This is a genomic window from Streptomyces formicae, from assembly GCF_002556545.1.
In the GTDB taxonomy this organism is placed as follows: Bacteria; Actinomycetota; Actinomycetes; order Streptomycetales; family Streptomycetaceae; genus Streptomyces; species Streptomyces formicae_A.
In genome coordinates this window covers 2,202,011-2,215,039 of record NZ_CP022685.1, presented here as the reverse complement: position 1 = coordinate 2,215,039, position 13,029 = coordinate 2,202,011, and the positions used below count along the sequence as shown (strand labels likewise).

9 protein-coding genes are annotated in these 13,029 nt (G+C 72.5%); 3 read left to right on the top strand and 6 right to left on the bottom strand.

Annotated elements, in window-relative coordinates; all coding sequences use genetic code 11:
- Positions 1 to 8 precede the first annotated feature (8 nt).
- Positions 9 to 1,847 (bottom strand): endonuclease/exonuclease/phosphatase family protein, encoded by a 1,839-nt coding sequence (locus KY5_RS09200; RefSeq protein ID WP_098241765.1) that lies wholly within the window; start codon positions 1,845 to 1,847, stop codon positions 9 to 11.
- A gap of 232 nt (positions 1,848 to 2,079) precedes the next feature.
- Here KY5_RS09200 and KY5_RS09195 point away from each other — a divergent pair, with 232 nt between their 5' ends.
- Entirely contained in the window at positions 2,080 to 3,534 is a 1,455-nt protein-coding gene (locus KY5_RS09195; protein WP_098241764.1) for a hypothetical protein, read from the top strand.
- Between the two features lie 88 nt (positions 3,535 to 3,622).
- On the opposite strand, the gene KY5_RS09190 is transcribed toward KY5_RS09195, so the two are convergent.
- The 4 genes from KY5_RS09190 to KY5_RS09175 all read right to left on the bottom strand — a co-directional run bounded on the left by KY5_RS09190 (position 3,623) and on the right by KY5_RS09175 (position 6,562).
- On the bottom strand, positions 3,623 to 4,072 hold the full coding sequence (locus tag KY5_RS09190) for a hypothetical protein (RefSeq protein WP_098241763.1): 450 nt from the start codon (positions 4,070 to 4,072) through the stop codon (positions 3,623 to 3,625).
- A 26-nt stretch (positions 4,073 to 4,098) separates the two neighbouring features.
- On the bottom strand, positions 4,099 to 5,262 hold the full coding sequence (locus KY5_RS09185; protein WP_234362667.1) for a S1 family peptidase: 1,164 nt from the start codon (positions 5,260 to 5,262) through the stop codon (positions 4,099 to 4,101).
- Between the two features lie 66 nt (positions 5,263 to 5,328).
- Positions 5,329 to 5,466: a hypothetical protein gene (locus tag KY5_RS42465; protein WP_234362666.1), complete on the bottom strand. Its 138-nt coding sequence runs from the start codon at positions 5,464 to 5,466 to the stop codon at positions 5,329 to 5,331.
- Positions 5,467 to 5,794: 328 nt separating this feature from the next.
- A complete protein-coding gene (locus KY5_RS09175) occupies positions 5,795 to 6,562 on the bottom strand; it encodes an SDR family NAD(P)-dependent oxidoreductase (RefSeq protein WP_098241761.1) in 768 nt (255 codons plus the stop codon).
- A gap of 122 nt (positions 6,563 to 6,684) precedes the next feature.
- Between KY5_RS09175 and KY5_RS09170 the strand changes: the two genes are divergently transcribed.
- Entirely contained in the window at positions 6,685 to 8,139 is a 1,455-nt protein-coding gene (locus KY5_RS09170; RefSeq protein ID WP_098241760.1) for an alkaline phosphatase PhoX, read from the top strand.
- A gap of 34 nt (positions 8,140 to 8,173) precedes the next feature.
- Here the strand turns inward: KY5_RS09170 and KY5_RS09165 are convergent, their stop codons facing one another.
- A complete protein-coding gene (locus tag KY5_RS09165; protein WP_234362665.1) occupies positions 8,174 to 10,780 on the bottom strand; it encodes a protein kinase domain-containing protein in 2,607 nt (868 codons plus the stop codon).
- A 631-nt stretch (positions 10,781 to 11,411) separates the two neighbouring features.
- Here KY5_RS09165 and KY5_RS09160 point away from each other — a divergent pair.
- Positions 11,412 to 12,998: a TROVE domain-containing protein gene (locus tag KY5_RS09160; RefSeq protein ID WP_098241758.1), complete on the top strand. Its 1,587-nt coding sequence runs from the start codon at positions 11,412 to 11,414 to the stop codon at positions 12,996 to 12,998.
- The last annotated feature ends 31 nt before the right edge of the window (positions 12,999 to 13,029 follow it).

Genomic DNA, 13,029 nt, shown 5'->3' with positions numbered 1-13,029 from the left:
ACGGCCGCCTACGGGCGGAAGCGCAGCACCTGCGGGTCGTGATCGCTGTTCTGCTCCGCGAACTCCGCGTTGATGTGCACGCTGTCGTAGGCGAAGTCGCGTCCCACGCCGGGGCTCGTCAGGATCTGGTCGAGCACCTGGGAGTTGCCCTGGTAGACGTACGAGTAACGCTCGCTCCTGGGCAGCGACTTGGCGGCCGAGCGCAGCGCGCCGCCGTCCTCAAGGGCCTTGGTGGCCGCCGAGAACTCGAAGTCGTTGATGTCGCCGAGCACCACGACGTCGGCGTCGCGCTGGACCTTGCGCAGGTCCTTCACGAAGCCGTTGACGACCTGCGCCTGCCGCAGCCGCTTGGTCTCCGAGGAGCGCACCGGCGGCTGGTGGTGCGAGGTGAGGCCCTCGTCGCCGCCCTTGGAACCGAAGTGGTTGGCGATCACGAAGACCGTGCGGCCGCGGAAGACGAACTCACCGGCCAGCGGCTTGCGGCTGTCCGCCCACGCCGCGTCGCCGGGCGCGATCCGGCCGGGGGAGTGGGTCAGCGCGGCCCGGCCCCCTTCGCGTACGACACCGGTGGGGGTGGTCGCGTCGCCGGGCGCCCGCTCGGTGAAGGAGACCCGCTCGGGGTTGTAGAGGAAGACCTGGCGGATGTTGCCGCCGGGCTCGCCGCCGTCCTTGTTGTTCTCCGGGTCGACGGAGCGCCACGCGTAGCGCGGGCCGCCCGCCGCGACGATCGCGTCCGTGAACTTCTTCAGGGTCGCCGCCGCGGAGACGGTGCCGTCGTTCTTCGCGCCGGTGTCGTCCTGGATCTCCTCGAGGGCGAGGACGTCGGGCGACGCGAGGTGGGCGACGACGGCGCCCGCGAGCGCGTCGAACTTCTGCTGCGGGTCGCTCGGGTCGAGGTTCTCCACGTTGTACGTGGCCACGGCGAGCTCACCCTTGCCCTGCCGCTTCGTCCGCTCGCGCGCGAGGCCCTTGTCCTCGACCTCGCCGAGTTCGCGGGCGACCAGCGTGTAGCCGCCGAACTGGTTGAAGTCCAGGGGGCCTTCGGTGCGGCCGCTGAGCACGTCACCGACGTTCGCCTTCGGGAAGGGCTGCTGGGAGACGGGCGCGAGCTGCTGGATCTGCAGCCGTCCGCCGTTCTGCGCGCCGTAGGAGCCGTAGACGGTGCCACCGCGCCGGTTGGGGTTCTCGTGCTTCTTCACCGTCACCCAGAGCTCGTTGTACGCGTCGGTCGCGCCGACCACGCGCGAGCTGCCCACGCGGACGTTCATGCCCTCCAGGGACTCGTAGAAGTCCAGGGCGTACGAGCGGGGCCGCAACGGCAGACCGTTGACGCTGTTGTCGTGCGCGGGGTCACCGGCGGGCGCGTACGCGGCGGGCACCGACTTCGCGTCGATCCTGACCGGCGCGGGCAGCTCGTTGCCCGACGACGTGACGGTCACCGTCGGCTTGGTGATCTGGGTGAGCGACTGGTTGCCGGAGGCCGCGCCCCCGGGGACGTACTCCCCGACCGTGCCGGAGACCAGGACCGCGTCGCCCGGCGCGACCGTGACCGGCGCCGAACCGGTGAAGACGAAGACGCCCTCACTGGTGGCCGGGTCCTTGTCGGCGTCACCCGCGGCGGACTGGATCCAGAAGCCCTTGGAGCCGTAGCCCCGGACCCCGGTCACGACGCCCGCGACGTCCGTGACCTGCTGCCCGGCGAGCGGCGAGACACGCGTGGTGCCCTGGATGTCGTGGATGGCGACGGTGTCGGCCGAGGCGGCGGACGAGGTGGACACGAGCAGTCCCGCGGCGAGCGCGGTGGCGACGACGGCGCCGACGGCGGCTGATCTCGGTATGTGGGGCATCAGGGAACTCCGGGTGAGGGAAGGCGGCGAGGACCGCGAGCGCCCCGCGGGCGCTCTACGCGCGTCAATCTCTTGCGTGGCCAGGGGAGTTGTCAAGGTTGTCCGGGTGCCCATTCCTCGTACGTCTTCTGACAGGGACATGAACCGGGCGGCACCCGGCCAAATCCGTCTAGGCTTGCGCCTTGCCGAGACCTACCTACGGCGCCCCGCACCCCCGGAGGAGAACCAGCAGATGTCCGTAAGCCCCGCCACCCTGCCGCCGGTGCTGCTGCACTCCGAAGCGGAGCTCGCGCGGGCCGCGCTCGCCACGCCGCTGCTCTCCCGCGCCGTGCGGCTCGCCCGCTGGGCGGGACCCGAGACCCGGGTCGGCGCGGGCGGCGAGCTGGTCGACGCGCAGCTTCCGGCGGCCGCCGCCGAGCTCGGCCTGGAAGCGGATGACCCCGACGCCGCCGCGTACGCGAGCGAGGCCTGGCGCGTCGCCGTCGACACGGGCCTCATCGAGGTCACGGACGCCGAGGAGGAGGGCGCGGAGGGCACCGTCGCCGCGGGCGAGGAGCTCGCCCTGCTCGTCGCGGGCGGCCCCCAGGACGTCCTCGGCATCTGGCTCGGCGCCCTCGACACCGTGTACGCGGACGCCACCGTGCCCGACATGGAGGACCTCCTCGACGTCCTGGAGGAGAACGGCGAGGTCGACTTCAGCGAGCTCGGCTGGGACCCGCAGGCCGAGGCCGACTTCCTGGACGGCGTGCTCGGCAACCTCTACCTGCTGACCGTCGGCGACGCCGCGGGCGGTGAGGGCCCGGTGCCGCTGCCCGCGCTCGCCGCCTCGATGATCGTCCCCGACGACATGGGCGAGCCCACCGACGACATCCTGGAGCAGGTGTCGGACGCGATGATGAAGCTCGACGACCAGTTCCGGCTCTTCGAGCCGCTCGGTCTCGTCGAGTACCAGCCGGTCGACGAGGCGCTGATGGCCGAGATCGACGAGGCGGCCGAGGAGCCCGCCCCCGTCGACGACGAGGACGTCAGCCGCTACGGCATGGTCCGCCTCACCCCGCTCGGCCTCTACGGCATCCGCGCCCGCATGCTGGAGGCGGGCGTCGACGCGCCCGCCGTCGGCGACCTCGCGGACAAGGGCGCCGACGCGCTGCTCGACGGCACCTCCGGATTCCCGCCGCACGCCGCGCAGGCGGAGATCGAGCTGTGGCTCGCCCGGCACGAAGTGCTGGGCGCCGCACGGGATTTGCTGACCGCGGCGCGCGGCGGCGACGAGGGCGCGCCGTTGCGGCGGCTGCGCTGCCAGCAGGCGCTCTCGCTCGTCGGCGACGAGGCCGAGCCCGCGCTGCGCGAGGTGCTCGACGACCCCGAGCTCGGGGGCCTCGCCCGGGTGTGGCTCGCCGAGCACGGCGCGACGGACGTGCCCGCGCCCTCGGAGGACCTGGTCTTCTGGCTGACCATCGACACGCTCGCCGCGCAGCTGGCCGCCGAGGGCAACTCGGACGAGCTGCAGGGCCTGGTCGAGGGCCTCGCCGAGCAGCACAGCGGCTTCTTCGCCACGGCGTGGCGGGTGGAGCACCCCGCCACGGCGGACGTCCTCGACGCGATGGGCCGCCTCCACCCCGACAAGAAGGTGGCGAAGGAGGCCCGCAAGGCGGCGTTCAAGGCGAGGTCTCAGCAGGGCCTCTGAGGCAGGGCCTCCAAGGGGGCTTCGCCCCCTTGACCCCCAGTCCTCAAACGCCGGACGGGCTGATTTCCAGCCCGTCCGGTGTCTTACCTCAGCACTCGTAACGGGTCGTGTGCTTGAACGACGACGTCGCCCCGTCGAACCCGTACGTCCCCCGGTACGCCGGCGGATTCTGGTACTCGCCCACGATCGTGATCGTGTTCGCGCAACTGCCCTGCCCGGCCCGCTTCGCGTCCAGGCGGATCGTCTCGCCGATCGTGCCGCCCGTGATGTCCCACGGGGCGCCGCAGATGCCGGAGGTGATCCGGCCGCCGGTCACCACGTGCGGATAGGTGTTGGGGTTGTACTTCACCTCGATGGCGAACGTGACCTGGCCGCTGTGGAGCGTCAGCTTGCAGTCCGTCGAGAGGGACTCGGCCGACACGTCGGCGGCCTGCGCGGCGAACGCCTCGTCGCGCGTCTTGACCTCGGCGCCCTGCGGATTGTGGAAGCGGTGCTCCGTCCGCGTCTGGCCCTTCTGCTTACGTGCCTGAGTGGTCATGGGAAACCCTCCTTCCGTCCTGACCGTCAGGCCAGCAGCTCGGCGATCTCCACGCGCAGCAGCGCGCGGACATTCTCGATGTGGTTGGCGACGGTCACGGTCGAGGACCCGGCGAAGAGCAGGCCCACCGCGACGTCGTCCTGCGAGGTGATCAGCGAACCGGAGTCGCCGCCCGCGGAGATGTTCGTGGTGAGGATCTGGTCCTTGAACCGGGCGGTGCCCGCCGTGCCGTAGTTGACGTCGATGGTCGCGTCGACCGCGATGATCCGGCCGAAGCTGATGTTCGTCGTCCTGCCGGTCTTCTTCACCAGGTCGCCGACGGCCACGTTGGCCTTGCGGCGCCAGGCGCGCGGCGCACCGCTGAAGTACTGCTCGCGCGTCGCGTCCTGGAAGTCGACCGCGCCGAGCGCCGCGTCGACCACGTTGTTGTGCCGCTCCAGCGGGATCTGCGGGGCGAACTGGATGGTGATGAACCGCTCCAGGGTCGCGATGCGGTCCGCCGGGTCCTGCCCGCCGTCGAAGACGCCGGGCTGCACGATCGCGCTGCCGAGCTGCGCCCGGTTGGAGTCGGCGAGCACGTGGTTGTTGGAGAGGACGTAGAACTTCGCCGGTACGCCGAGGCCGGAGCCGGGCGGGTCGACGGAGGCGCCGGGCAGGAAGTCGTAGACGACGCTGCCGAGCGTGCCCGCGGTCACCCGGACGTTGCCGATCGAGAAGCCCGAGGGGCACGGGCGCATCCGGCGCTTGAGCAGCTGCGGCTCGAACGCGCCGCGTCCGATGAGCTCTTCGAGCTGCGGCTGGCCGAGGCCCGCGAGCTGTTCGCTGACGCTGCCGTCGGGGCCGTACGTCACCGAGGAGCGGTCGTCGGCGCGGCGGCCGCCCGGCCTGCTCTGGCCGCGCTGTGCCGCGATGTGGCCGACCGCGATGACGTCGGTCGGGGTGCCGTCGTCCATCTGGCGCGGGATGACGTCCCGCTCCGGGAGCATGGACTCGGGGACCTTCTGGGTGACGAACACCAGGACGGCGGGTTCGCCGGTGGGCTCTCCGTCGGTCCACTTCACGCCGTGGCCGAAGCCGACCACGTTCGCGAGCGGCTGCTGCGGCCGCAGGAAGTCGGACATCGCCTGCTGGCGGGAGCTGTCGCTGACTTGACCGCCGGTGGGTCCTCGCATCAGTTCGGGCTGGCTCACCACGCCAGACCACCTCTTCCTCTTCGAAGGGTGGGAGTCCCGGACGGTGCCCGTGCGTCGCTCTCGCTACGCCTCGCCGTGCCGCGCGTCGACCTCGCCGATGGCGAGTACGCGTACGGGGACACCTTCGAGCACTTCCGGAACCACGTCTTCGTCACGGAGCCGGTCACGGGGCACTCGGTGGGTGACAAAGACGACGATCACGTCCTGACCCAATGGGGCCTCCCCTGCTCGAGCGGAGCCGAGAGCTTGGGGAACCTCGTCCCTTCCGATGCCGACGCCGGTGACATTGGCCAGCCTCATCAGCCGGCTCTCATGGAGGCTGCGTGCCTGATGTGCGTCCACTCGGCTCGCCTCCCCGTGCGGGTGGTGCGGCGCTGCACGTGGTGATGTCTATTGCGGCGCGCATCGCGGGTCAAGGTGTTCTGCGCTGATTCTTCGCTTTACGGGTGATCCGCTCCTGTTGACCTTGTTTACGAAGTCCCTTCCGGCCGGCCACCGCTCCGTACCGACGTCGACCCTTGGCCAAGGCTCAAGTGCGCAGATGTGAAGCGCCGTTGAGGTCGAGGACCGTGCCCGACGCCCATTCGGCCACCGGCGACGCCAGCCACAGCACCGCCGCCGCGATCTCCTCGGCCGTGCCCGTGCGGCCGAACGGGCTCTGCGCACGGATCGCCTCGCCCTCCGCCCCGCCGAGGCGGTGCGCGACCCGCTCCGTCGCGAAGAATCCGGGCGCCACCGAGGCCACCGCGATCCCGTGCGGCGCGAGCGACACGGCGAGCGACTGGCCGAGCGCGTGCACCGCCGCCTTCGTCGCGCCGTACGCCGGGTGGTCGGGCTCGCCCCGGAAGGCGCCGCGCGAGCCGATGTTCACGATCCGGCCGCCCGACCCCTGGTCGATCATGCGGCGGGCCGCGAGATGGCTGAGGTTCGCCGTGGCGAGGAGGTTGACCGAGACGTGCTGCTGCCAGAGCGCCGCCCATCGCTCGTACGACGTCTCGGCGAGCGGATGCGGCAGGTTCACGGCGGCGTTGTTCACCAGGACGTCGATGCCGCCGAGCGCCCCGGCCGCACGGTCCGCGACGTCCGCCGCGCCCGCCGGGTCCGACAGGTCGCCGCCGACCAGGACGTGCCCCTCGCCGGTCAGCGAGGCGAGTGTCGCCCTGGCCTCCTCCTCGCGCGATCCGTAGTGCACGGCGACCCGGTCGCCGTTCTCCGCGAAGGCCACGGCGAGCGCGCGGCCCAGACCCCGGGAGGCTCCGCTGACAAGGACGCGGCGACCGGTGGCTGGCAGGTTCATGGAAGGAGGCCCCTCGACGTCGAACAGTGTTCAACCGCCGTTTATACGCGAGCGGGACGGTGGCGCCGACAGCAGCCCGGTCGTACGTTCCCGCCATCGCACTCCGGCCCTCAGGAGAAACCATGTCGCTCACCCGCAGGGACTTCACCAGATCCTCCGCGCTCACCGGCGCCGGGGTCGCCCTGGCCGGCAGCGTCGGCGCGCTCGCCACCGCTCCCGGCGCCCTCGCCGCGACGGACGTCCACGAGACGGCGGAAGAGGACGCCCAGGGCCACGGTCACCACCACGACCCCGGCTACGGTCCCCTCCTGCCCGACCCCGAGGGGCTCCTCGCGCTGCCCGCGAAGTTCTCGTACCGCGTCATCACGCACAGCGGGAAGACGAAGCTGGAGAGCGGCGAGTTCACCCCCTCCAACCACGACGGCACCGCCGCCTTCCGGGGCCCGCGCGGCAGCACGCTCCTCGTCAACAACCACGAGCTGAGCGGTCCCCGGTCCAAGTGGAAGAACCCCGTCCCGCTCACCGAGGGGCTCGTCTACGACCCGGCCGCGTCCGGCGGCTGCACCGTCGTCGAGGTCGGCCGCGACGGGCACGTCGCCGAGTGGGTCGGCATCGCGGGCACCGCCACCAACTGCGCGGGCGGCAGCACTCCTTGGGGCACCTGGCTGACCTGCGAGGAGACCGAGGACAAGGCCGGTCACAACGGCATGACCAAGGACCACGGCTACGTCTTCGAGGTCGACCCCGTCGACGCCCGTGCCAACCGCGCGCCCAAGCCGATCAAGGCGCTCGGCCGCTACGCCCACGAAGCCGTCGTCGTCGACCCCAAGCGTGGCCACCTCTACCTCACCGAGGACGCCTCGGGCCCCAACGGCCTGTTCTACCGCTGGACCCCGCCGCACGGCTTCGAGCACGGCCGGGGCAGGCTGCGCACCCTCGCCGACGACGCGGGCGTCCTGAAGGCCCCCAAGTGCTACGACTCCGGCGGCCGCTTCGTCGACGACCTGTCCCGCGCCACGAAGATCGGCACGGTGTACGGCGTGGACTGGGTGGAGGTGCCCGACCGCGACGCCCGCACGGCCCCGGTGCGCCAGCAGTTCGACGACGGTGACATCACCCGCGCCCGCAAGCTCGAAGGCATGTGGTGGGGCGACGGCGGCGCCTACATCGTCTCCTCCTTCGCCCGCGCGGAGAGCCCGGTCCAGCACGACGGGCAGGTGTGGTTCTACCACCCGGGCCGCCGCACCCTGACCCTGAAGGTGCTGCTCGGCGTCAACCCCGACCCGGGCGAGGACGGCGCCTTCGACGGGCCCGACAACATCACCGTCTCGCCGTACGGCGGACTGGTCATCGCGGAGGACGGGGACGGCGTCCAGCACCTGTTCGGCGCGACGGAGAGCGGCCGCACGTACCCGATCGCGCGCAACGAACTCAACGCAGGTACCCCGGAGAAGCCCGAGTACAGCGAGTTCACCGGCGTCACCTTCTCGCCCGACGGCAGGACGCTCTACGCCAACATCCAGACGCCCGGCATCATGCTGGCGATCACCGGACCCTGGAAGCGGCAGCGGCGCTGACGCGCGGGTCCCGGCGCAAGGGGGCGGGGCGGCGTCAGGCCGTGGTGTTCCGCGGACCCCGGAGCGTGTGCAGCGTGCGGTCCGCGCAGACGTGGACGAGGCCGCCGCCGGCCGCCGCCAGGGTCATGGGGGACGCGGCGGGCACCGGGGCCGCCCAGGCCACCTCGCCCGTACCGGCCTTCAGCGCGTGGACCCCCCACGTGCCCCCGCGCCCCTGCTCCGGCCCCGAGACCAGGACCAGACCGTCGGAGACCAGCGGCACACCCTCCTCGATCCACTCGTAGCCGGGCCGCGACCAGCGCCTGCGGCCCGTACGCGCGTCCAGCGCCTCGATGCCGCCGGGCCCTCCGGCGATCACCAGACCGTCCGCGGCGCGCGCCGTGACCGTCGTGCCGGACTCCACGGGCCGGTGCCACACCGTGCGGCGGCTGCCCAGGTCGACCGCCTCGATCCGGTCGTCCGAGGCGAAGTAGCCGATTCCCTCGGCGCCGGGATGGACCTGGGGACGGCGGGCGCCGTTCTCGACCTCCCGCTCCAGCGTGCCGTCGGACGCCCTGAGGACGACCAGCGGGTCCCCCTGCGCGTACCGGTCGGTGCCCGGCTTGCCGGGATCCTTCGCCGCGGCCGCCACGGCTATCCGCCCGCCCGCGTCGTCCACGCCGATCACTCCCGCGGGCCGCCCTTCGTGGAACCAGAGCTCGTCCCCCGTACGGGAGTCGAAGCCGTACGCCCGCCACGGCCGGGTGTCGTACGGGGCGTACGTGAGCAGGCAGGCGACGCCGTCCGACACGGTGAACAGGCCGTGGCTGCCCTCCAGTTCGCTGTTCGGGGCGTCGAGGGGGCGCGGTGGCCGGTGCCGGTTGCGCAGCAGGACGCCCGACGTCCACGCCCTGCGGCCGCCCGCCGCGCGCAGGGCGATCAGCTCCGGCTCGAACCGGCTGTCCCGGAGCACGTAGACCAGATCGCCGTCCGCCCGCACACTCCGCAGGTTCTCCTGCGGGTAGGTCCAGCGCACGGTGTTGGTCGCCGCGTCCAGGCGGGTCAGCCCGGCGTCGTCGAGCACGTACAGGTCGTCGCCGCCGCGCAACAGGGCGCCGCCGGACGCGACGTCACCGATGTCACGGCTCCAGATCACCTCACCGGCGGGCGGCCGGGGCGCCCGACGCTTCCCCGCGCGGGTCCCGCCGTCGGTGCCGCCGTCGGTGCCGTCCCCGCGCAGCAGGACACCGGCCGTCGTGGTCCCCACGGCCGCGAGGGCGGCGCCGCCCCAGGCGAGGAGGCGGCGGCGGGAGGAGCGGGGTGGGGGTGGGGGCGGGGGGTCGTTGCGCGGGGCGGTTTCCCTGGCATGCCCGGTTTGCCCCGTCTCTATGGGGTCCGTTGAGTTCGGTGAGTCCGGTGAACCTGGTGAGCCGGGTGAAGCCGGTGAGTGCGTTGAGTCCGGTGAAGCTGGTGAGTGCGGTGAGCCCGGTGAAGCCGGTGAGTCCGGTGAGCCCGGTGAAGCCGGTGAGTCCGGTGAACCCAGTGAAGCCGGTGAGTCCGGTGAACCCAGTGAAGCCGGTGAGCCCGGGGAACCCAGTGAAGCCGGTGAGCCCGGTGAATCCGGTGAGTGCGTTGAGCCCGGTGAACCCGATGCGTCCGGGGGCCCCGCCGCATCCGTGGGCTCGCCGGTCCCCACAGGACCCCTCGGCCCCACCAGCCCCACCAGTCCCACCAGCGCCGACACTGCCCCGTCCCCGTCCCCGTCCTCACCCTCGCCTCCGCCAGACGCCTCCTCCCCCTCCCCGAGCAGCTCCGCGACCGCGTCCTCCCTGCGTCGGATCAGTCCGGCCACCGGCTCCTGCTCCCACCACGGCTCGTCCGGCGCGCGCTCGCCGCACCAGGCGAGGACCTCGGGGACCGTGGGCCGGTCCGCGGGGTCCCTGGCGAGGCAGCGGCCGAGGAAGGCGACCCAGTCGGGGCAGGGGGCGCCAAGCAGGTCGGGCTCGTCGTGCAGCGTGCGGTGGAGGACCTCGGGCGCGCCGCCCGTGCCGAACGGGCCGCGCCCCGTCGCCGCGACCGCGAGCACCGCGCCGAGCGCGAACACGTCGGCGGCGGGCCCCGGCCGTGCGCCCCTGTCCAGTTGCTCGGGGGAGACGAAGCCGGGGGAGCCGATCGCCTCGCTCCCGGCGGTGAGGCTCGCGTCGGCCGCGCTCTTGGCGATGCCGAAGTCGATGATCTTGGGCCCGTCGCGCGTGACGACGATGTTGGACGGCTTCACGTCACGGTGCACGAGCCCCGCCGCGTGCACCGCCCCGAGGGCCTTCGCGAGCGCGGCGCCCAGCGTGGCGAGTTCGGCGGGACCGAGCGGCCCGTGCGCGGCGACCGCCTTCGGCAGCGCGGGCCCCGCGCAGAATTCGACGGCGAGCCACGGCTGTTCGGCGTCCGGACCGGCGTCGACCACGGCGGCGGTGTACGGCCCCGTGACGGCCCGCACGGCGAGCGCCTCGCGGCGGAAGCGCTCGCGGAAATCCGGGTCGGCGGCGAGGTGCCCGTGGACCGTCCTGACGGCGACCGGCCGTCCCGACGCGGACCGCGCCAGGTGGACGCGGCCCATGCCGCCCTCGCCGAGCAGCGAGACGATCCGGTACCCGCCGACCTCCACGGGCTCTCCTTCCAGGGGCCCCCGGCCCCTCGCACGACAGACGACATGACGGACTACCCGACGGACTGTGCGACGCCCGTGAGGCATCGTACGGTTGCGTCCGCCGGGAAATCGCCGGGAGGCCGGTGGCCGCGAAAAACCTTTGGCGCCCCGCGAGTTCGCTCTCCTAAAGTGAGGAACGTCCAGGTGCGCAGGCAGGACCTACTTCCACTCATCATGGGGAGGAGGCGGGTTCGAGTCCCGTCACCGGCATTTCGGGCCGGTGTAGCTCAGGGGTTGAGCGCCATCGTCGGTTCCGCCGAAAAGAACTCTGGACACCCATAACTCCATGTTCCTTCCCGCACCTCCCGGTGCGTCGGCCGCGGCTGCTTCCCCTCCTGGGATCACGCCGCCGCCAGCCTTGATCTCGGGGGGCTCAGCGGCTGGTGTGCGCCCGGTGCGCAGGCCGCGGATACTTCTCTTGCTCAGATGGTTGCGGGTTCGAATCCCGTCATCGAATACGGTTCGGTGTAGCTCAACCCGGTAGAGCATCCGATATGAATTCCGTCGCCGACCTCTGAACTCGGGCGCACTCCTGCCGCATGATGCCTCCCCCCGCAACGTAAAGCACGATGAATTCGGGGGAATTCTCATGGCACGCTTCAACACCAAGTCCTTCAAGGCGTTCGTCGCCTCTCCCGTGAAGTCGACGGGCCGCACCACGCACACGTACGAGGGCGGCACCGGACACCTGCGCGACGCGCGCTCCGAACTCTTCCTGCTCGCGGTCGCCAACTTCGTGTCCCAGCGGACCTTCTACGAGACCGGGGGCCGCCGCGACGACCGCTTCGCCACGCTCGTGCGCCGCCTCGCCGTCGAGGACCCGGCGTGGACCGCGGGCCTGCTCGGCTGGCTGCGCGGCGACGGCAACATGCGCACGGCCTCCCTCGTCGGCGCCGCCGAGTACGTCAAGGCACGCCTCGACGCGCACGCCACGGAAGGACCCACGGGCCGTCAGGTCGTCGCCTCCGTGCTGCGTCGCCCCGACGAGCCCGGCGAGTTCCTCGGCTACTGGACCTCGACGTACGGCCGGAACGTCCCCAAGCCCGTCAAGCGCGGCATCGCCGACGCGGTGCGCCGCCTCTACGGCGAGAAGTCGCTCCTGAAGTACGACACGGCGTCCAAGGGCTACCGCTTCGGCGACATCCTCAACCTGGTGCACGCGGCCCCCGACCCGGACAAGCCGTGGCAGGGCGCCCTCTTCCGGTACGCGCTCGACCGGCGCCACCACCCGGAGACGGCCGTGCCGCCCGAGGGCGCGCGCGTGCTCGCCGCGCACCGCGAGCTGATGGCGCTGCCCGTCGCCGAGCGGCGCGCGGTGGTCACCGGGCCCGGCGGCGCCGAGCGGCTCGCCGCCGCGGGCATCACCTGGGAGGCGCTCGCGGGCTGGCTGCACGGGCCGATGGACAAGGCGGCCTGGGAGGCCGTCATCCCGTCCATGGGTGCCATGGCGCTGGTCCGCAACCTGCGCAACTTCGACGAGGCGGGCGTCTCGGACGAGGTCGCCGCGGGCGTCGCGGACCGGCTCGCGGACCCCGAAGTCGTCGCGAGGTCGCGGCAGTTCCCCTTCCGCTACCTCGCCGCGTACCAGCACGCGCCGTCGCTGCGCTGGTCCTACCCGCTGGAGCGGGCGCTCGGCCACTCGCTGGCCAACGTGCCGTCGCTGCCCGGGCGCACGCTGATCCTGGTCGACCGCTCGGGCTCGATGTGGTCGCCGCTGTCTGACCGCTCGCAGCTCAACCGGGCCGACGCGGCGGCGATCTTCGGCACCGCCCTCGCCCTGCGGGCCGCCGACGCGGACCTGGTCCAGTTCGGCACCACCAGCGCCCGGGTGAAGTACCGCGCGGGGGAGTCCGTCCTGAAGGTGCTCGACCGCTTCGGCGACCTCGGCGGCACCGACACCACCGGGGCGGTGCGCCGCTCCTACAAGAAGCACGACCGGGTCCTGATCGTCACCGACGAGCAGGCGACGTACCACCACCACGGCGACCCGACCGAGCAGGTCCCCGGTCACGTGCCCGTCTACACCTGGAACCTGGCGGGATACCGCGCGGGCCACAGCGCGTCCGGCACGGGCAACCGCCATGTCTTCGGCGGCCTTTCGGACGCGGCGTTCCGCATGGTGCCGCTGCTGGAGGCGGGCCGCGACGCCGACTGGCCGTGGCGGGACGCGGCCTGAGACGGGGCCCGCCGGTGCCCTTGTCCCTCCC

Bases quoted from the DNA above. Each gene is read 5' to 3' on its own strand.
- KY5_RS09200 (WP_098241765.1), bottom strand. From the start codon at position 1,847: ATGCCCCACATACCGAGATCAGCCGCCGTCGGCGCCGTCGTCGCCACC.
- KY5_RS09195 (WP_098241764.1), top strand. From the start codon at position 2,080: ATGTCCGTAAGCCCCGCCACCCTGCCGCCGGTGCTGCTGCACTCCGAA.
- KY5_RS09190 (WP_098241763.1), bottom strand. From the start codon at position 4,072: ATGACCACTCAGGCACGTAAGCAGAAGGGCCAGACGCGGACGGAGCAC.
- KY5_RS09175 (WP_098241761.1), bottom strand. From the start codon at position 6,562: ATGAACCTGCCAGCCACCGGTCGCCGCGTCCTTGTCAGCGGAGCCTCC.
- KY5_RS09170 (WP_098241760.1), top strand. From the start codon at position 6,685: ATGTCGCTCACCCGCAGGGACTTCACCAGATCCTCCGCGCTCACCGGC.
- KY5_RS09160 (WP_098241758.1), top strand. From the start codon at position 11,412: ATGGCACGCTTCAACACCAAGTCCTTCAAGGCGTTCGTCGCCTCTCCC.